This is a genomic window from Flavobacterium johnsoniae (genome assembly GCF_030388325.1).
Taxonomy (GTDB): Bacteria; Bacteroidota; Bacteroidia; order Flavobacteriales; family Flavobacteriaceae; genus Flavobacterium; species Flavobacterium johnsoniae_C.
Genome location: NZ_CP103794.1, coordinates 3,702,563 through 3,720,446, shown reverse-complemented (window position 1 = coordinate 3,720,446; position 17,884 = coordinate 3,702,563). Strand labels below are relative to the sequence as shown.

The window sequence follows — 17,884 nt, the reverse complement described above, 5'->3', positions numbered from 1 at the left end:
ATATTTAGTTTTTCATATTTAGTGCGCAATCATAACATCATCACTATCAGAAATCGTTACTTTATTTTTTATAAAACGTTTTCCGATATTTAAAATAATAAAAGCTGTAATTGTTGTTGTGGTCATTACAGCGACCATTGGCGCTACAGAATCTTTTACAAAAACACCGATTGCAAATGATGCTAAAGCTCCCAAACCTAATTGGATAGCGCCCATTAACGCAGATGCACTTCCAGTATTTTTAGCGAAAGGAGCAAGCGTCAATCCAGCTGTATTTGGGTTTGAAATTCCTAAACAAGCTAAGAATAAAAATAACATTCCGATAGTTTCATACAATCCTAAAAGATCATTCAAAGCTAAAATCAAAAAGATTATACTAATAACAGATTGCGAAATCAAAGCTCCAAAAATCATCTGTTCACTTGAAAATCTCTTTAACAATATAGAATTCAATTGACTTGAACCAATAAAGCTTACCGACATCAAAGCGAAAATCCAACCATAAGTTTTAGCATCAACTTTATAAATATCCATAAAAATTAGAGGAGAAGCTGCTACGTAAGAAAACAATCCTGAGAATGCTATTGCTCCCGTAAAAGCGTAGGTATAAAATTGAGATTCTTTTAAAACGAGTAAAAAATTTGAAATAATTGGTTTTGGTTTTAAAGAAATTGAAGTATCTGGCTTATAAGTATTTGGAAGCCCGATTTGTGAAGCGACCAGAATAACAATTCCCATACACATTAAGATAAAAAATACCGCATGCCAGCCTAAATCTTCAGTAACATAACCGCCAATTGTTGGTGCCAGCATTGGCGAAAGCCCAACTACAAGCATTAAAAGCGAAAATACTTTTGGTATATCTTTTACAGGAAATAAATCTCGAACCATTGCCACAGAAGCCACAGTCGCGGCACAACTTCCAACTGCCTGAATAAAACGAAGGAATATAAAAGCATCAATATCAGCAACATAAATACAACCTAAAGAAGCTAAAATATAAACAAGCAAACCAATAAATAAAGGTTTTTTACGTCCAAAACGATCTAATAAAGGTCCGTAAAGCAATTGTCCAGCAGAAATTCCGATAAAATAACTCGACAAACTCATCGAAACTTTTGAGACAGTTGTATTTAAATCTTTTGCAATTCCAGAGAAACCAGGCAGATACATGTCAATTGAAAAAGGACCAAGGGCGGTTAGAGAACCTAAAATAAGTATAAGCTTAATATATTTTTTTGTTGTCATTTTCTTAAAAAACGGCTTTTAATTTTTTGCAAAGGTAAAGATTTCATACCTTGTTATATAACTTCTCGAAGTTTATAACAATAAATTAAAGTTTATGCCAGATTTTTTGGCGTAACTATTTACTAATCTTTAAATTAGAAAACAATTATGAAAAAGTACCTTTTACTAGTCGCAGTTCTATTTACATCAATTTCATTTGCTCAAACTATTACATCTAAACAAGAAGATGCAAGCTCAGCACAATATGAACTCTTAAAAAAAGTAAATCAGTATTATCCCGATATTACACTTAGTAAATCTGTCACAAATTTTTACGCAGATGGAAATATTATCGATACACAGCAGGACTTTGATTTAAGAGGAACAAAATTTTCAAGTTATAAATTAGGTATCGAACCTGATAACAAAAAAGTTAAATTTGATTATACTTCAACTGAAGCAGGTCACGTATACGGCGACGTTACCATTTTTAATGGAAATGCATTAAGAACGACTTTTAACGAAAAAACAAACCAAATTGATGTTTCTATAAACGGAAAATCAGTTTATTTGAAAAAATTATAAGTTTTATTTAATTTCAGAAAAGCATCATAATTTTATGGTGCTTTTTTAGTTTATATTTGATTCCAATTTTAATTTTAATTCAACTTCGACAATGAAAAACTTCATTATTTTGCTCATATTTATAATTTCTGGAAAATCTTTTTCACAGAATCGATTCTCAGGAACCTGGGGAAATGAAAAATGTAAAGATTGCAAGAAAGAATATATTTTTACAATTACCATAGCGCAATCAAATTCTGCGATTTTTGGAACGGCAGAAATTACAAGTGATCATAAAGAATTAAATTCTGGAATTTTAGAAGTTTCCGGATATGTTTATCCGCTTGGCGATAAAGCGCAAATTAAACTTAAAGATAAAGACGGAATTTCTTCGAGCGCTGTTTTAATGGCAAACGATGGAGCGTTACAGTTTTTAAAACGTGGCGGTGCAGATTTAGTTCCTAAAGAAATCATTTTACGTAAATTATATGAATAGTTTCTTTTTGGAGCTATTTCAATTTGAATCATAATTTATAGTATGATTTGCAGTATGTCCAAGAAGATGTTAACAACTTTATCAACATCAATTTTTACCTCTATTTTGTAGAAATCTAAAGATATAAAAAAAATATGGACATAAAAAAACCCCGTTTTATTGGGGCTTATTTATTAGATATTTAAGTATTTAATCCTTGGAAAAATAAGGATCAGTAGACGACTTAGTTCCAACAATATTTTGACCGTACAGGAAGTTTAACTTATCTGAATATATTTGAGAAAACTCTAAACGAATTTTTGTACCTCTTGAAGAATTAGGAGCATCTTGCGTTACAATAGAATGAGGCGCTACGTGTTTAAAAAGCAAACTCTCAGTCTTATAACAACTTCCATTATCAATAACGTAACAAACATCTACATAAGCATTATCAACTACATAATCAGAATCATTTGTAAATGAAATTTGTAAATTTTCAATACCTCCAATTTCATAGTAACTAAATTTATTGTTACTAACCTTAAAATAAGTATTCCAATTATTTCTTATCTCTCTATTTTTAATAGTTAAATCTTCTAAAGAACTAGCAACTGAATCAACATATTTTGCAGATTCCATATCTTTTTCAAATTCAGAACGAGCACGCGATTGAGAATTCATAAAAGATGCTGAAACAAGAATTATAAGAACTGCTACTAATCCAATCAATATTTTTAATAAAGTAGTTTTTTTCATGTGATACTGTTTGTGAGTTAATAATTATTAAAAATATTCAAATATAATGCCATTCCACAAATATATTATAAAAATAGTAATTCAGTTTTAAATTGAATTAAAGCAATAATTTTGATACAAATAGTTTAAAAAAACATATATAATATATTGTATACAAAGAAGTTAAACTTTAATTTGTCAATGATATATAAGAATAAATAATTATAACTTTACAAAAATAAAAACAAAAACCATGAGTAAAACGACAATAAAAGTGAATCTAAAAAAGGGTTCAGAAGCATTAATCGAAGTGAAATTCATAGAAGAAACAGGCATTTGTAACGAGACAAGTCAAACTTATTTAAAGTTAATTAAACAGGAAAATAAGAATGAAAAGCTATATTTAACTGAAAGTTTAGAAGAATTAGAAAAAAAAATTTTTGATGCTAAAAACTAAATAAAGTCTTTATTATAATCTAAAAATCTTAATTTCACTTTGTCAATTGCTATAAAAGAATAAATAATTATACCTTAAAAAGAATTAATAATTTTCATAAATTCGTTACTTAACTTAAACATAAAAAAATGGGATTAATAATTTTTACATTAGAAACTAGTGGTAACCAATTGTTTGTTGAAAGAGATAGTATTGAAAGTTTTTTTCCAGTTGTTGGAGGATCTGTTATTGGTTTAAGAAGTGGAAATGAATTTACAATTAAAGAAAGTATAGATAAAATTCTTGAAATTATTGATGAGGAGGACGATTATGTTGATTTCAAAAAAATTCAAGATACAAACAATAATGTAAAGTAAAAAAAAAAGCCTTTGTAAATTAATACAAAGGCTTATCTATTATATAATCATTGAAATATTGTCTACTAATATAATTACCAGTTTTTCGATTGTAAATATTAATGTAATGATAATCAAATCCAACATTTTTACACCAATTATGCAGGTAAAAGATTGATTTACAAAACTCAATTTTTATTGGTCTTATAGATTTATCTTTATTAAAGATTGTACAGCTGTAAGGCGTTGGAGTAGTATTAGCCATTAAATGTATTTATTTGACACTTTTAATTCTACCAATTCATCAGGACTTTTAATAGTAACACTATCATTATCTCCAGTGTAAAATTGGATGATGTTATTATAAAAAAGTTCAACTTCAACACTCGGAATATTAGCTGTATATTTTTTATGCGCAACTGCGAATTCTTTGGTTTTTAAATTAAAGAAAATTTCTAATTGCGTATAATTCGTGCTACCATAAGCACCAGCAGACAAGTTTACTGGTTTAATAAAAAAATTGAAAAAAGGAAATGATTTTCCTGCATCAATCCTCGTCGCAGTATTCAAAGTGGTGTAGTTATAAGGAATCAAATTTGAAATAACCGTATTATCAAGTATATCGTAAGAACCATCTAAAAAAATCTTGATAGTAACTTTTGCAAGTATAGAAGCAGAATCATACCTTGAACTTAAAGAACCTCCAATAAAAGACTTTAATACTAGTTTAGGACGGTCATAAATTATTAAATCAGGTTTTGCAATCGGACTTGGCATTGTCATAACATCAACTTGATGACGCACCATAGTTTTAACATCTACATCGTGACGAGGAATCGAATTAACATTTACAGATGTTACAGGAACACCAACGTTAGTAGTTTCAAATCTTACCTTTTTGTTAGCTTCAAAAAAGTGATTTAACGGAATCGTATTTAAATCCGACATCTCTAAATCATTAATTACTGATGTCATAAATAAATTATCAATACCAATAAACTCGACACGATCTTCTCTTTTATTATTTATAAAAACACCAACAATAAAAAATTGAACATCTATTCCCTCTAACAAATAATTAGCGCCCAAATGTACGTCATTATCCCAATCATCATAATAAGGGAAATAAGTTAATTCTTTTACTTTTAAAGCATAACTTTCATCTATATATTGAACATAATGTCTTGTATTCATAATTAACTAAATAGTGGAACTTTTTTTAAGTCCGAGTTTGATAAATATTTCTTTAAATCAGCTTTTAAATCACGTCTTGTAATAACATAATAACAGCCAATTACTAATGATACAGTACTAGCTTGCTTGACTTTCAATAACTCGTTAATGGTTTCTTTTTCGTTTTCGAAATTAGACCAAGGTTCAGTTATCCAAGTGTACCAAGGAGCGTCTTTTGTTTGCTTATTTGTTCCTAACCAAACCGCTAAAGATTCTGCTATGTCATGAACTTCTTTACGTGGTGTAATTTTATTCAATTCAATTTCTTTTGTCATTGGATTAGAAACCGCAATTTTTAAATCTTTTTCTGCATCTTCCAAAGCTTTCTCCTCAGCATCTTGCGTGAATTTAGAATACCATTTTTTCAGTAATGGATAACACACAATGATACCGACAACTAAAAGCCAGTATTTTTGCAGAAAGTCAAAGAGCCAAACAGTATTGGCTTGGCTCTTTGTTCTATTAACTATCTCTCTTTGAGCCATAATTATTTTTTCTTAAATAATTTATAAGCTAAAAGTCCTGCTAAAGCAACTAATACAACATTTGCAATAGTTTTATTGTTTGCGTAAAAAAGTTTGATTTTATCTAACATCTTGTTTAAATTTTGAATTAATAATTTTTATCGTTTTCGGCGTTTGTTTAGACTGTAACGCTGTAAACAGTATAAAAAAAAAGTAGCACGGGAATTATCAAATAATTGAATCTGATTTTTTTTTTAGCCGTCACCGTCACACCTGAAAGATTATAATCTCCCATAATATCAATAGCATCCTGAATATCTGAATCATATATTAAATTATGGTCAGGGGCACATTCATGTTTAATAATTGCTCTTGCAATGACTAAATAAAACCTTGCATCTACGATTTTAATAGTTTGGTCAGGGGCTAAACCGACAGCTTTTGAAACAACCTCAATATACTTTTGCGTATCATTTTCAAATGGCGGTGCATATTCAGTTATAAGCTTCCTTACTGTATTTTTCCCCTTGTCAATGTCATTCGTTAAATCTCTGAGCATTGCACGAATACCGTATTTTACTTCTGTAAACTGTTCAAAATGTTTATCAGTATTTTGACTATTTGGGATTTTTCCTTGCCAAGCAATGTTTGTCAAAACCAAGTTACCCGGATTATTATTTCGAATCCCTCGAGTTAAATCCTTTCTTCCTAAGAAACTACTCATTTTCCTCAGTAGTTAATGATTTAACAGGTTCTTGCGGTTCGTCTTTTCCAAAATCAAGTTTACCTAATTCATCAGATACAACCTGAATACCTTTTAGAATAGCAGTTACAACCGCACCATATTTCACGATAATTGCAATTATCGAAACAATTCCTTTCAAATTTTTCATGACTTATTTTGTTTTAATTGTTTTCTTTTTTCTAAATACTCTTTGAGTAAATCAACTCCCTCATGAAGTATAAGAGGGAGAAACTTTAATATTACCTTAAACATTAGTTCGAACGAATAAATGTACCTGCATAACCACCGTTTTTTGCACGTGGATTTATTACAAACGCCATGCTGTCAATTACAACTTTACCGCCGTTCTTTTGCATTGTTCCCCAATGAAATGACTGAACACCAGTTTTAGTGTTTGTAAATGTGCACGCTACTGAACCAAACCAACCTTTTTCAGAAAGATTAGATTTTGTTGTCGTAACACATTTAATAGCTATCAATTCTCCTTTCGCTAATCTCCATCCAGTTGTTAGATGCTGTTCTACACCTTTATTTGGTCCCGAATTAGGAGTGTAAGTAGTAGACTTTGCACCCGAATGTTTTACTTTCTGTTTATTGTTGTTATAATTCTGATTATTAGAATTATAATTCTTTTTATAATTTGCCATTACTTTATAATGTGTTTAATTAATAATATGATTTCAGCCAATTTTTTTACTATGATTACTGCCGAATCTATCAGAAATACAATAAGATAGATTCGATAGTAATTTTTGGGCTTGCTATCTTTTTCTCGCAACTCTTTTTCCTGAATTATTGCGATCGCGTCTTAAAAACCAAATCAATGCAATAAGTCCACAAACAGCACCGACAACAATTTTCCAATTTCTTTGAAACCAAACCTTAATAGTTGAGCTAACTACAGTAGCACCAAGCTGACCGCTTCCCTCAACAAATCCAGCACTTAAACCGTCATTAATTCCAGTAGTAACAGATTTTGCGAAAATATTAGCACCTGCGCCTGCGACAGCACCAACAGCATTTGCAGAACTTTGTTCTAAAGCTTTTGTTTGAGCATTCCAGTAATCTGCTTCGGCTTGTTTTCCTTGTGCTTCAGCTTCTTTTGCAAGCTTTTTAGCTTCTACCGCGTCAGTCACTTTTCCAATTACTTGCTGAGCAATCCCGCCAACACCTGGCACAAAACCAACGGCAGTAGTCGCAACTTTTACCAAGTTTTTGAACGAGACGTTTTTTTTAATGGATTGTCCAATTTTTTTAAAGAATCCCATATTTTACACAGTTTTTAAACATCTTACGACGAAATTAATAATAGAGCCTTGCGACTTATTGATTTCAATACCAACAACAGCCACTAAAGGCAAGGTTAATCTATCCGTTAAACCTTGAACTACTTTTCCATCTCTAAGAACTGCTTGGATTGGGTCAATATCACGGCTTAAAGTTTGCAATTCAAATGGAAGATATTTTACAACCTGACCATTTGAGTACTGGTAAGACAAATCGCTTACTGAATCGTCAACAGTCATGACAGCCAAATCAAATCCCTGAACATCAATTTTTTTGTTGAACTCCTCAGATGCAACAGATTTTTGTTCGAAGAAAAATAAATTGTTTGTTTGTTGTGGTTCTTCAATACCGTGCAAATCGTAACGATTATCTGCAAGTAAATCCTCAAGAGTAATTTTAATACTCTCTTTATCTGCAAGATAAATTGAACCTTCATCTGCCAATTCACACAATGCTATCATAGCATTATTATCATCGGATTGAGTGTTTTCTGTTCCGTAGGTACTTGCTAAAATGAAATCTTTAAGTAATACCTTATTTGCTAGAATGACATTCGAGCCGTTTCCACGTTCAATGTAAATACTAATTTTTTCAGTTGTTAAGGCTGATAAAGCCAAATCACTTGAAAGAATTAAAGCACCGATTGCTTTTGTTACTTGTAATTCTGGCGATTTTGTAACGCCTGTAATAGTTGCAATTTTCATTTGTTATAAATTTTATTTGTTTAATTTCTTTCACAAAGATTATTGCAACTATTAAAACACGTTACCGTTTTTTACCTATAATTACCGATTTTTTACTAATTTTACCTACTTATTCTTATTAAAACATGCAAAATGCTAAACATAAAACAACTTAAATTAGATTTAGCCGAACTTCGTATTAAAGTAGCAGAACTTAAAATTGCTGAAAAGAATGAAATAGAGGGAATTGAGTATGAGATTTTCCAATTAAAACAAAATCTAGTAAAAAATTATTCTTTAACAAGATACGATGCACACATCAAATCGGAAATTCATAAAACTTCTTTATTTATTACAGATGTTGAGAGAATTATTATAGCGCATTCTTAAGTTAATATTCCGTAATCAATTAAATCTTTTATCGTTAGATACTTTCTATTTAAAGCAAGGCTATCAATAATTATTTGATACTCTTTCCTTGCTGTTTTATAACTAACTTCCAAAATAAATTGAAGCTGAACCTTATTGACTTTTTGGCTTAGATTTCTTGTTTTCATGGCTTATAAAAATAAAAGTTGGTGTTCGTGGAATAATTCAGAATCAAAATCGTTTACTAATTTTTCTTTTGTTCTAAATTCGTGTAGATAGAAATGTAATTTGTTGTTAAACCAATTTATAAGTGGCTTTTCTGTAATCATGTCCAAATCTTGAAGTAAAAGATTTAGAGCAACGATATAAGATATATCCTGATTGTTTGAATAATATTCTCTAAATAGAGATTTCGCAAGACGTTTTTTAATTGTTGTTGACGAAAGAACAACTTTTTTTAAACGTTTGATTATGGGATTGAATTTGGTAATTTGAGATTGTAAAAAATCAAAATCAAACAGAACAATAAGTTTTTCTTTATTGATTTGACTTTTTCCAGTATTCTCACGAAGTTCAAAAAAACCTTTATTTGCAATCTTCAATAACTCATAAAGATTTGCTTTATCAAAAATACCCCAAGTCATTGTCTGACTGATATTTATATCTGCTTTCGAATATTCGTTTAAACCTCTAAAAAACGCTGAATTTAACTGATATTCAAAACGCCAAACATTGTCATTTTTCAAACCATTATTAGCGTAATAATCATTTATATATGGTTTTTCAGTCAGTTGTAAAGACAGCGTTTTATTATAGCATCGTATTATTTTGTCCGATGTTCTTTTTCCTACTTGGAAACCATTAAGTATTGATTTTCCTTTATACGTTTCAAAATAGCTTTGTAAATTTTTCGGACGACCTGAAATAAGGTAGTTACCTCCAACCACATTACTATATAAATTACGGTAAGAATTGTTGATATCAGACTTGTCAAGGCAAATATCCAGTCTATTAACAGACTTAAAAAAGTAGTTCGTTTCATCGCAAAAAGCATTTATGACACCTCTTAAGGCATCGTTAGACAATGTGTAAAATAGATTGTTCTCGAATTGCAGTTGTGCAAATTGTTCGCTCATAATTGCCGAACGTGGTCTTGCTGTATAAATTCCAATTTTTAAATCTTCGTAATATAAATCTGCTCTAATCTCAAAAATTTTAGTTCCGTATTCGTAAGGTTTTAAACGGAATTTTGAATCTTCGGGAAATTCTCCAAACGGTTGACCCTCGAGATTAATAATTAAGTAGTCAATATTTATAAGAGTAGTTTTTAAATTATTGTTTCTAAATTTGGTTTGGGCTTGATGCCTTTCTTTATATGAAATCATTGTTTTTTAGTAGGTTTGAGTGAGTTAGTTGCCGTTATACCCTACGGCAACAATTGAAAAATCGAAAGGGGAGTGGTAAAATGTTTTTTTTAGGTGTTTTGCCACAACGAATAATGATTTCTTGGTAAATCATTAACAGTAAATTCTTTTTTAGAGATCGCTTCTGAAATTTTCTTTTCAGATTCTAAAAATTTGGTTTTATAATTAGTTACCTGAGAATTGAATAAAATATTTATTTTATGAGCAAGTTGCTTAATTTCTCTAATTAGAAAATCGTGTTGAAATTTTAATTGAATTAAATCAACAGTTTCAACTGGATGCTTAGAATATTCATTCAAATCAAAATTTAAACTAGCAAGTTCAAATATTAAATTTTCACGTTTTTGAATTAAAAGTATAATTGTAGACATATATTAAGGTATAAGAAGATTATGCTTAAGAAGTTTTGAAAGCAATGTTTTCATTGAATTACAGTAAAATGTAAACTCATGTACACAAAAGGATTGAGTAACTATAAAACAATCCGTACAAACTTGAATGGTAATTCCTATATTTGAACCACGAATTCTTAGAAATAATGTTTTATGTTTTAGATGTGAGGTTTTGCAAAATGGGCGCATTTTTTTCAAAAATGTTTTTGCACTAAAATTTGTGTGACGCATCTTGTTTAATTCAACAAGTAATAGCGTATAATTCTCTAATGAGGAACGTTTTAAAGCCATTTGTAATTGTTAATTAGTTATATCACAAATGAACTATAATTTATATTATGTAAAATAGAAAATTTAACTTCATTATCTCTTTATACAAATTCTTTGGTATCTATTACTAATTGTAAATTTTCTTGTTATTAAAAAAAGAAAAAAACATTTCTTTAGAATCTCATATTTCGAAATATTATAAAGAAAATTAATTTTATGCGATTCTCAGCAATCCGTTTTTTTTTTTTAAATCGAATGTTTGATTTTTCATATAACTATTAAATATACGATCCACGAGAATCTCATACTTCAGAAAAAAATAAATAAATTTGCTTTAATTGCATTTTCAAAATCTTTAATTGTAAGTCAAATAAAAATAATAGATTTGAGTTTTTTAATCTAAAAAAAACCTTTTAACGCCTTATTATCAGTAATTCTTAACATTTCTTTAAAATAATTATATTCTACTCAAGATACTTTCATTGTAAGACTTTATTTTAGTATTTTTACATTCGATACTTTAAAAATAAATTATCACATATATGAATACAGTCGCTGAACATATTGCAGATTTTTTAAAAGAATATAAACCATTTGATAATTTAACTTTTCAGGAATTATCAGATATTGCTACGAATATTCGTGTCATTAACTTAGAAAAACATGCAGTATTATTCCAAAATAATGATCCGCTTCATGATAGTTTTTATGTTGTAGCTTCTGGTGTGATTAATCTAACAACGATTGCTGATGCCGAAGAAACGATTTTAAACAAATGTCACGAAGGCGACATTTTTGGATTGCGCCCGTTTTTTGCTAAAAATAATTATATGATGACAGCAAAAGCACGTGAAGAAAGTATAATTTATGCTATTCCGATTGCTGTATTCAGACCTTTTGTAGCTAATAATTCTGATGTGTTGAACTTTCTTTTGGAGAGTTTTGCTGTCAATTCGCGTCATACGAAAGACAGTATGAGTTCTAATGGTAAGTTGATTTCTGACACTGATTTCTTAGATCAGCAGACAGAAATGCAGTATATTCAGTCATTAAATTACAATAATTCGCCTTTAACAACCGAAGCAAGTTCTATCATTAAAGATGTTGCCATTTTAATGACAGATTCTATGGTTGACAATATCGTAATTTGCGAAAAAAATCACCCAATTGGAATTGTTACTAATGCCGATTTATCTTCAAAAATTGCAACTGGACGCTATCCTATTACCGAAACTATTGACAAAATTATGTCATCGCCAGTAGTTACAGTTATAGAAAATGTATCTCTAGCCGAAGCACAATTATTGATGCTAAAACACAATGTTACCCATTTATGTGTTACAAAAGACGGAACTAGTAAATCTGTAGTAAAAGGAATTATTTCTGAGCACGATCTTATTGTTGCTCAGGCAAGTAACCCAGGTGTATTAATTAAAGAAATTAAGCGTTCGCAACTTCCAAAAGACCTAAAACAGATTCGCGATCGTTTGTCAGATTTGATTCAAAATTCAATCCAAAAGAATATTCCAATTTCACATGTCAGTAATATTGCAAGTGAAATTAATTTAGCAATTATAAAAAGAGCAGTTGAGCTTTCAATTTTAGATTTAGGCTCCCCTCCTGCACGTTTCGCATGGTTAAGCATTGGTAGTCAAGGACGTAAAGAGCAACTTTTACTTACAGATCAAGATAGTATTCTAATTTTTGAGGACGTAACTCCTGAAAAATATAGAGAAGTAAAAGATTATTTCTTAAGATTGGCAAAACGTACTACTTCTATATTAGAAAAAGTAGGTTATGAATATTGTCCAAACGGTCATATGGGAAGCAATATGCTTTGGTGTAAATCACTGAGTGACTGGACAAAACAATACAATAGTTGGATGAATACTCCAGGTGAAAATAGTAACGATTTAAGTAGTATTTTCTTTGATTACGAAATTGTTTTTGGAGAAGGAAAAATTGAAGAAGCTATCGAAAATGTTATTTTTAAGAATGCTGTAAACAACACATTATTCTTTGACTTTTTAGGAAATGATGCTTTAAAAAGAAATTCTCCTTTAAGCTTTTTCAAGAAGTTTATTGTTGAAGAAGAAGGACCGCACAAAGATAAATTCGATATTAAAACTCGCGCCTTAATGCCATTAATTGATGGAGCTCGTTTACTGATATTAAATGCAAATATAAAAGGAATTCAAAATACTTATTTAAGATTCAAGCAGTTAGCGATAACAGATTCTAAAAATGCCGAAATATATTTAAGCTGTGCAGAAGCATTCTTAACACTCTCTAAATTTAGAACTGTTGAAGGATTAAAAAATGACGACTCTGGCCAATATATTAATTTAAGAGAAATGTCAAAAACTGACAAAGAGAAATTAAAAAATGCTTTAGCCCCAATGAAAGACCTTGAGGAACTAATTAAGAGTAAATTTCAATTGACACAATTCTCATAAATATGCTAGACTGGTTAAAAAACATTAACAAAGACTATCCAGAATTCTGGAAAGACTATTTAACTAAATTCGAGACTAAACCTAATAAGTTTGTTGTTTTATCAACAGAAACTTCTGGGCTTAATCCAGATAAAGATGTTATTTTGTCTCTTGGAGCATTTTCTGTAATAGATGACAGCATTGTTATCAAAGAAAATTTTGAAACAGTTTTGTTGCAGTATAAATATTTACAAGACAACGGACTTTCAAACGAATTTATCATTGAAAGTAAAATGATGAAAATGCCTGAACCTGATGCACTTGAAGCATTGGTTAATTTTATTGGCAATTCCATTTTGGTTGGACATCATATTAATTTTGATGTTGAAATGCTAAATGCAGCTTTAGAGCGTTTGGATTGCGGCCGTTTGAAAAATGAGGCTTTAGATGTAGATATGATGTATAGAAAGCTGACAGATATAAATGACAAACAATTTTCTTTAGACGATTTATGCGAAATTTATAAAATTCCAAAAAGTGATCGAAATTCATCTTCTGAAGATGCTTACAGAATCGGACTATTATTTCTTAAATTAAAATCTCGATTGGGAATAAAAACTACATAATCTTTGTCAAAGTTTAAAACTTTGACAAACAATTACACACAATCTTGTCATTTCGAGGAACGAGAAATCGCACGCGAAATTCCACAAAGATTGGCGATAAGCATTGTCGAGTTTCTTGTGCGATTTCTCGTTCCTCGAAATGACAAACTATACAAAAGACAGGATTGTCAGACTGATTAAAATAAAAAAAATGCCTCTTAATTTTTAAGAGGCATTTTTTATTGATTTATATTTTTACTTAAGAAATTCTTTCTTTTATAATTTGCTCTACAACTTCTGGATTCAATAAAGTTGAAGTATCTCCAAAGTTAGAAAAATCTCCTTCTGCAATTTTACGTAAAATTCTACGCATAATTTTTCCTGAACGTGTTTTCGGTAAACCAGAAACGAATTGGATTTTATCTAATTTCGCGATTGGTCCAATATGATCTGCAATATATTGATTAATCTCTTTAGATAAATTTTCTTTATTTCTAACTTCTCCAGTTTCTTTCAGAATTACGTAACCATAAAGAGCATTTCCTTTAATGTCATGTGGGAATCCAACAATAGCTGATTCTGCTACAGCTGGGTGTTCGTTAATTGCGTCTTCAATTGGAGCAGTTCCTAAATTATGTCCAGAAACAATCACAACATCATCCACTCTACCTGTGATTCTGTAATATCCAACTTCATCTCTTAACGCTCCGTCACCTGTAAAATATTTTCCAGGGAAAGCAGAGAAATAAGTTTCTTTATAACGATCGTGATTACCCCAGATTGTTCTAGCGATTCCAGGCCAAGGGAATTTAATACATAAACTTCCTACTACTTGGTTCCCTTCAATTTCATTACGCTTTTCATCCATTAAAACTGGCTGAATTCCTGGCAATGGCAAAGTTGCGTAAGTTGGTTTTGTTGGTGTTACAAATGCAATTGGCGAAATCATAATTCCACCAGTTTCAGTTTGCCACCAAGTATCTACAACCGGACATCTTTTATCTCCAACGTGGTCATTAAACCAGTGCCAAGCCTCTTCGTTAATTGGCTCTCCAACAGATCCAATAACTTTAAGAGATTTTAGAGGATATTTTTGAATATAATCTAAACTTTCTTTTGCTAACGAACGGATTGCAGTTGGTGCAGTGTAGAATTGTGTAATTTTATGTTTTTCGATAATATCCCAAAAACGGCTAAAATCTGGATAAGAAGGAACTCCCTCAAAAATTACAGTTGTAGCTCCATTTAATAATGGTCCGTATAATATATATGAGTGACCAGTAATCCATCCGATATCTGCAGTACACCAGAAAATATCATTTTCTTCGTAACTGAAAACATTTTTAAAAGTGTATGCTGTATAAACCATGTAACCAGCAGTAGTATGAACCATACCTTTTGGTTTTCCTGTTGATCCTGAAGTATATAGAATAAACAAAGGATCTTCGGCATCCATAATTTCAGCTACGCTATTATCTAAAGCAGCGTCCAAAAGTGGTTGTAACCATTGGTCACGACCTTCTTTCATTTTTATATCAGTATTAGTTCTTTTTGCAACTAAAACTTTTGTTACCGACGGACAAGTTTCTAGAGCTTCATCAACAATTCCTTTTAAGTCAATTGTTTTGTTTCCTCTGTAACCTCCATCAGAAGTGATTACCATTTTACATTCGCAGTCATTAATTCTAGCTGAAACCGCTGATGCAGAAAACCCAGCAAAAATAACAGAATGTATAGCGCCAATTCTAGCACAAGCTAAAACAGAAACTGCTAATTCAGGAATCATTGGTAAATAAATACAAACTCTATCTCCTTTGCGAACTCCTTGCTCACGAAGAACGTTTGCCATTTTTGATACTCTTTCGTATAATTCGTTATACGTTATATGTAAAGCTTCTTCAGAAGGATCGTTTGGTTCAAAAATAATTGCCGTTTTATCTCCTCTTTTGCTTAAATGTCTGTCGATGCAATTTTTGGTAATGTTTACTTTAGCTTCTGTAAACCATTTTACTTCAGCTTCAGCCATATTAAAATCAACTACTTTTTCCCATTGTTGGTACCATGTGAAATTTTCCTCAGCTATTTTTCCCCAAAATTTTCTTGGCTCTCTTATTGACTTATTGTAATGTTTGAAATATTGTTCTAAATTTTCAATTTTGTAATAGCTCATCTTTTGTTGAATTTTTTTATAAATGTATTAAATCTGAACGTATTCTTAAAATAATTTAATTCATAAATTTTATCAAAAAAAAACATTTATTTAATAAAATATGATAATTATTTGCATTTGTTTTAAATCTTTAGTTTTTAAAACAAATTAAAAAGGAAAAAAAGGCATAATAAATAATATTATGCCTTTTTTAATTTAACAAATTTCAATAACAATTAATTTTGTAATACTGCATTACAAATGCTTTTATACACTTTGAAATAGCAGCATCATTATTAATTACAATAGAAATTTCAACAAGTATATTCTACCAAATATACCCCATTATAAGGGATTAGCTTCACTTAACTCACCTTTAGAGAAGTTAAGTGAATGCAATATGCATCTATATCTATTAATTTTAATAAGTGCTTACTAATTCAAAATATTAAATCATTGATACAGTGCAAATCCCGTAAAATCGAATTCTACGGGAATTCCCAATTTCTTAATTATCCAATTTTTTTCATTGCAGTCATAGACTCTCTCAACCAAGCTCCTACTTCTTCGATAGGATGCTGACGAATTTCTCTATTTACGGCAATTAAAACAGCATTATCTACTCCATTTGAAGTTGAAAATGGTTTTCCTATGATATTTGTATCCACTTTTTTCATGAATTCAGTCAATAACGGTTTACAAGCGTGATCGAATAAATAACATCCGTACTCAGCAGTATCAGAAATTACACGGTTCATTTCGAATAATTTCTTTCTTGCAATTGTGTTTGCAATTAATGGTAATTCGTGTAATGACTCATAATAAGCAGATTCTTCGATAATACCAGCTTCTGTCATTGTTTCAAAAGCTAATTCAACACCAGCTTTAACCATTGCAATCATTAATACTCCGTTGTCAAAATATTCTTGCTCTGAGATTGGAGCTTCTTGTGGAGCTGTTTTCTCGAAGTTAGTTTCTCCAGTTGCAGCTCTCCATTTCAATAAGTTAACATCATCATTTGCCCAGTCAGCCATCATCGTTCTAGAGAATTCTCCAGAAATGATATCGTCTTGGTGTTTTTGGAACAATGGACGCATGATATCTTTCAATTCTTCAGCTAATTCGTAAGCTTCGATTTTTGCAGGATTAGAAAGACGATCCATCATATTGGTGATTCCACCGTGTTTCAAAGCTTCAGTGATAGTTTCCCATCCAAACTGAATTAATTTTGAAGCGTAAGCAGCATCGATTCCTTTTTCAACCATTTTATCAAAACATAAAATAGATCCAGTTTGCAATAAACCACAAAGAATAGTTTGCTCACCCATTAAATCTGATTTTACTTCAGCTACGAAAGATGATCTTAAAACTCCAGCTCTGTGTCCTCCAGTTGCTACAGCGTAAGCTTTTGCTTGATCTAAACCTAAACCGTTTGGATCGTTTTCTGGGTGAACAGCTATAAGAGTCGGAACTCCAAATCCTCTTTTGTATTCTTCACGAACCTCAGAACCTGGACATTTAGGAGCACACATAATTACTGTGATGTCTTTACGAATTTGCATTCCTTCTTCTACAATGTTGAATCCGTGAGAATAAGCCAAGGTAGAATCTTTTTTCATTAATGGCATAATAGCAGTTACCACAGCTGTATGTTGTTTGTCTGGTGTAAGGTTACAAACTAAGTCTGCAGTTGGAATCAATTCTTCGTAAGTTCCTACTTTGAAACCATTTTCAGAAGCATTTTTAAAAGAAGCTCTCTTTTCAGCAATTGCATCTGCACGTAATGCATAAGAAATATCTAAACCAGAATCTCTCATGTTTAATCCTTGATTCAAACCTTGTGCTCCACAACCAACAATTACAACTTTTTTTCCAGCCAATGCTGCAATTCCGTCTGCAAATTCTGATTGCTCCATAAATTCGCAAACTCCTAATTGTTCTAATTGTAATCTAAGTGGTAATGTATTGAAATAATTTGCCATTTTTGTTTTAATATTTAATGAAATGAAATTTTATAATTGATATATAACTAAGA

The 17,884-nt window shown here is 30.5% G+C and carries 22 protein-coding genes; 7 read left to right on the top strand and 15 right to left on the bottom strand.

Annotated features, from left to right (window positions below; translation table 11 throughout):
• Nucleotides 1–18 precede the first annotated feature (18 nt).
• Nucleotides 19–1,248, bottom strand: a complete 1,230-nt coding sequence (locus tag NYQ10_RS16280; protein ID WP_289877285.1) for a multidrug effflux MFS transporter — start codon at nt 1,246–1,248, stop codon at nt 19–21.
• A gap of 147 nt (nt 1,249–1,395) precedes the next feature.
• Here NYQ10_RS16280 and NYQ10_RS16275 point away from each other — a divergent pair, with 147 nt between their 5' ends.
• Nucleotides 1,396–1,812, top strand: coding sequence for a hypothetical protein (locus NYQ10_RS16275; protein ID WP_276173591.1), 417 nt, complete (start codon nt 1,396–1,398; stop codon nt 1,810–1,812).
• A gap of 91 nt (nt 1,813–1,903) precedes the next feature.
• Nucleotides 1,904–2,287, top strand: a complete 384-nt coding sequence (locus NYQ10_RS16270; protein WP_289877284.1) for a hypothetical protein — start codon at nt 1,904–1,906, stop codon at nt 2,285–2,287.
• A gap of 189 nt (nt 2,288–2,476) precedes the next feature.
• Here NYQ10_RS16270 and NYQ10_RS16265 read toward each other — a convergent pair whose 3' ends face one another.
• On the bottom strand, nt 2,477–3,022 hold the full coding sequence (locus tag NYQ10_RS16265; protein WP_289877283.1) for a hypothetical protein: 546 nt from the start codon (nt 3,020–3,022) through the stop codon (nt 2,477–2,479).
• A gap of 232 nt (nt 3,023–3,254) precedes the next feature.
• Between NYQ10_RS16265 and NYQ10_RS16260 the strand changes: the two genes are divergently transcribed.
• Complete coding sequence (locus NYQ10_RS16260; RefSeq protein ID WP_289877282.1) at nt 3,255–3,458, top strand: hypothetical protein; 204 nt, start codon at nt 3,255–3,257, stop codon at nt 3,456–3,458.
• Between the two features lie 128 nt (nt 3,459–3,586).
• Entirely contained in the window at nt 3,587–3,814 is a 228-nt protein-coding gene (locus NYQ10_RS16255; protein WP_289877281.1) for a hypothetical protein, read from the top strand.
• 19 nt (nt 3,815–3,833) lie between these two features.
• On the opposite strand, the gene NYQ10_RS16250 is transcribed toward NYQ10_RS16255, so the two are convergent.
• From NYQ10_RS16250 to NYQ10_RS16215, 8 genes are all read right to left on the bottom strand, one after another.
• Nucleotides 3,834–4,058: a hypothetical protein gene (locus tag NYQ10_RS16250; protein ID WP_144212745.1), complete on the bottom strand. Its 225-nt coding sequence runs from the start codon at nt 4,056–4,058 to the stop codon at nt 3,834–3,836.
• The gene (locus tag NYQ10_RS16245) at nt 4,058–4,987 is read right to left on the bottom strand and encodes a hypothetical protein (RefSeq protein ID WP_289877280.1); all 930 of its coding nucleotides are present in this window, start codon (nt 4,985–4,987) and stop codon (nt 4,058–4,060) included. The genes NYQ10_RS16250 and NYQ10_RS16245 overlap by 1 nt, the downstream gene beginning before the upstream one ends.
• 2 nt (nt 4,988–4,989) lie before the next feature.
• Nucleotides 4,990–5,511 (bottom strand): hypothetical protein, encoded by a 522-nt coding sequence (locus tag NYQ10_RS16240; protein WP_289877279.1) that lies wholly within the window; start codon nt 5,509–5,511, stop codon nt 4,990–4,992.
• Nucleotides 5,512–5,668: 157 nt separating this feature from the next.
• Nucleotides 5,669–6,214, bottom strand: coding sequence for a hypothetical protein (locus NYQ10_RS16235; RefSeq protein WP_289877278.1), 546 nt, complete (start codon nt 6,212–6,214; stop codon nt 5,669–5,671).
• Nucleotides 6,207–6,383 (bottom strand): hypothetical protein, encoded by a 177-nt coding sequence (locus NYQ10_RS16230; RefSeq protein WP_276173600.1) that lies wholly within the window; start codon nt 6,381–6,383, stop codon nt 6,207–6,209. Before NYQ10_RS16230 ends, NYQ10_RS16235 begins: the two co-directional genes overlap by 8 nt.
• A gap of 103 nt (nt 6,384–6,486) precedes the next feature.
• Nucleotides 6,487–6,882, bottom strand: coding sequence for a hypothetical protein (locus NYQ10_RS16225; protein ID WP_276173601.1), 396 nt, complete (start codon nt 6,880–6,882; stop codon nt 6,487–6,489).
• Between the two features lie 114 nt (nt 6,883–6,996).
• Nucleotides 6,997–7,503 carry a hypothetical protein gene (locus NYQ10_RS16220; protein WP_289877277.1) on the bottom strand — a complete coding sequence of 169 codons (507 nt, stop codon included), beginning with the start codon at nt 7,501–7,503 and terminating at the stop codon, nt 6,997–6,999.
• 3 nt (nt 7,504–7,506) lie between these two features.
• Nucleotides 7,507–8,226, bottom strand: a complete 720-nt coding sequence (locus NYQ10_RS16215; RefSeq protein ID WP_289877276.1) for a hypothetical protein — start codon at nt 8,224–8,226, stop codon at nt 7,507–7,509.
• A gap of 132 nt (nt 8,227–8,358) precedes the next feature.
• On the opposite strand from NYQ10_RS16215, the gene NYQ10_RS16210 reads away from it, so the two are divergent.
• Nucleotides 8,359–8,595 (top strand): hypothetical protein, encoded by a 237-nt coding sequence (locus tag NYQ10_RS16210; protein WP_289877275.1) that lies wholly within the window; start codon nt 8,359–8,361, stop codon nt 8,593–8,595.
• On the opposite strand, the gene NYQ10_RS16205 is transcribed toward NYQ10_RS16210, so the two are convergent.
• The 3 genes from NYQ10_RS16205 to NYQ10_RS16195 form a co-directional block, all read right to left on the bottom strand.
• Nucleotides 8,592–8,762, bottom strand: coding sequence for a hypothetical protein (locus NYQ10_RS16205; protein ID WP_289877274.1), 171 nt, complete (start codon nt 8,760–8,762; stop codon nt 8,592–8,594). The two genes, NYQ10_RS16210 and NYQ10_RS16205, sit on opposite strands and share 4 nt — an antisense overlap.
• Nucleotides 8,763–8,765: 3 nt before the next feature.
• A complete protein-coding gene (locus tag NYQ10_RS16200; RefSeq protein WP_289877273.1) occupies nt 8,766–9,959 on the bottom strand; it encodes a hypothetical protein in 1,194 nt (397 codons plus the stop codon).
• An 89-nt stretch (nt 9,960–10,048) separates the two neighbouring features.
• Nucleotides 10,049–10,369, bottom strand: a complete 321-nt coding sequence (locus tag NYQ10_RS16195) for a hypothetical protein (RefSeq protein ID WP_289877272.1) — start codon at nt 10,367–10,369, stop codon at nt 10,049–10,051.
• Nucleotides 10,370–11,202: 833 nt separating this feature from the next.
• Between NYQ10_RS16195 and NYQ10_RS16190 the strand changes: the two genes are divergently transcribed.
• Both NYQ10_RS16190 and NYQ10_RS16185 read left to right on the top strand, forming a co-directional pair.
• Entirely contained in the window at nt 11,203–13,116 is a 1,914-nt protein-coding gene (locus NYQ10_RS16190) for a DUF294 nucleotidyltransferase-like domain-containing protein (protein WP_276173607.1), read from the top strand.
• A 2-nt stretch (nt 13,117–13,118) separates the two neighbouring features.
• Nucleotides 13,119–13,721 (top strand): 3'-5' exonuclease, encoded by a 603-nt coding sequence (locus tag NYQ10_RS16185; RefSeq protein ID WP_289877271.1) that lies wholly within the window; start codon nt 13,119–13,121, stop codon nt 13,719–13,721.
• A gap of 238 nt (nt 13,722–13,959) precedes the next feature.
• Here the strand turns inward: NYQ10_RS16185 and acs are convergent, their stop codons facing one another.
• Nucleotides 13,960–15,870, bottom strand: a complete 1,911-nt coding sequence (acs, locus tag NYQ10_RS16180) for an acetate--CoA ligase (RefSeq protein WP_289877270.1) — start codon at nt 15,868–15,870, stop codon at nt 13,960–13,962.
• A gap of 491 nt (nt 15,871–16,361) precedes the next feature.
• Nucleotides 16,362–17,831: a ketol-acid reductoisomerase gene (gene ilvC / locus NYQ10_RS16175; protein WP_289877269.1), complete on the bottom strand. Its 1,470-nt coding sequence runs from the start codon at nt 17,829–17,831 to the stop codon at nt 16,362–16,364.
• Between the last annotated feature and the right edge of the window lie 53 nt (nt 17,832–17,884).

Excerpts from the sequence above, each read along its gene's own strand:
- NYQ10_RS16215 (WP_289877276.1), bottom strand. The coding sequence starts at position 8,226 with ATGAAAATTGCAACTATTACAGGCGTTACAAAATCGCCAGAATTACAA.
- NYQ10_RS16205 (WP_289877274.1), bottom strand. The coding sequence starts at position 8,762 with ATGAAAACAAGAAATCTAAGCCAAAAAGTCAATAAGGTTCAGCTTCAA.
- NYQ10_RS16245 (WP_289877280.1), bottom strand. The coding sequence starts at position 4,987 with ATGAATACAAGACATTATGTTCAATATATAGATGAAAGTTATGCTTTA.
- acs (WP_289877270.1), bottom strand. The coding sequence starts at position 15,870 with ATGAGCTATTACAAAATTGAAAATTTAGAACAATATTTCAAACATTAC.
- NYQ10_RS16200 (WP_289877273.1), bottom strand. The coding sequence starts at position 9,959 with ATGATTTCATATAAAGAAAGGCATCAAGCCCAAACCAAATTTAGAAAC.
- NYQ10_RS16195 (WP_289877272.1), bottom strand. The coding sequence starts at position 10,369 with ATGTCTACAATTATACTTTTAATTCAAAAACGTGAAAATTTAATATTT.
- ilvC (WP_289877269.1), bottom strand. The coding sequence starts at position 17,831 with ATGGCAAATTATTTCAATACATTACCACTTAGATTACAATTAGAACAA.
- NYQ10_RS16255 (WP_289877281.1), top strand. The coding sequence starts at position 3,587 with ATGGGATTAATAATTTTTACATTAGAAACTAGTGGTAACCAATTGTTT.
- NYQ10_RS16210 (WP_289877275.1), top strand. The coding sequence starts at position 8,359 with ATGCTAAACATAAAACAACTTAAATTAGATTTAGCCGAACTTCGTATT.
- NYQ10_RS16275 (WP_276173591.1), top strand. The coding sequence starts at position 1,396 with ATGAAAAAGTACCTTTTACTAGTCGCAGTTCTATTTACATCAATTTCA.
- NYQ10_RS16280 (WP_289877285.1), bottom strand. The coding sequence starts at position 1,248 with ATGACAACAAAAAAATATATTAAGCTTATACTTATTTTAGGTTCTCTA.
- NYQ10_RS16260 (WP_289877282.1), top strand. The coding sequence starts at position 3,255 with ATGAGTAAAACGACAATAAAAGTGAATCTAAAAAAGGGTTCAGAAGCA.
- NYQ10_RS16220 (WP_289877277.1), bottom strand. The coding sequence starts at position 7,503 with ATGGGATTCTTTAAAAAAATTGGACAATCCATTAAAAAAAACGTCTCG.
- NYQ10_RS16250 (WP_144212745.1), bottom strand. The coding sequence starts at position 4,058 with ATGGCTAATACTACTCCAACGCCTTACAGCTGTACAATCTTTAATAAA.
- NYQ10_RS16235 (WP_289877278.1), bottom strand. The coding sequence starts at position 6,214 with ATGAGTAGTTTCTTAGGAAGAAAGGATTTAACTCGAGGGATTCGAAAT.
- NYQ10_RS16240 (WP_289877279.1), bottom strand. The coding sequence starts at position 5,511 with ATGGCTCAAAGAGAGATAGTTAATAGAACAAAGAGCCAAGCCAATACT.
- NYQ10_RS16265 (WP_289877283.1), bottom strand. The coding sequence starts at position 3,022 with ATGAAAAAAACTACTTTATTAAAAATATTGATTGGATTAGTAGCAGTT.
- NYQ10_RS16225 (WP_276173601.1), bottom strand. The coding sequence starts at position 6,882 with ATGGCAAATTATAAAAAGAATTATAATTCTAATAATCAGAATTATAAC.
- NYQ10_RS16190 (WP_276173607.1), top strand. The coding sequence starts at position 11,203 with ATGAATACAGTCGCTGAACATATTGCAGATTTTTTAAAAGAATATAAA.
- NYQ10_RS16230 (WP_276173600.1), bottom strand. The coding sequence starts at position 6,383 with ATGAAAAATTTGAAAGGAATTGTTTCGATAATTGCAATTATCGTGAAA.
- NYQ10_RS16270 (WP_289877284.1), top strand. The coding sequence starts at position 1,904 with ATGAAAAACTTCATTATTTTGCTCATATTTATAATTTCTGGAAAATCT.
- NYQ10_RS16185 (WP_289877271.1), top strand. The coding sequence starts at position 13,119 with ATGCTAGACTGGTTAAAAAACATTAACAAAGACTATCCAGAATTCTGG.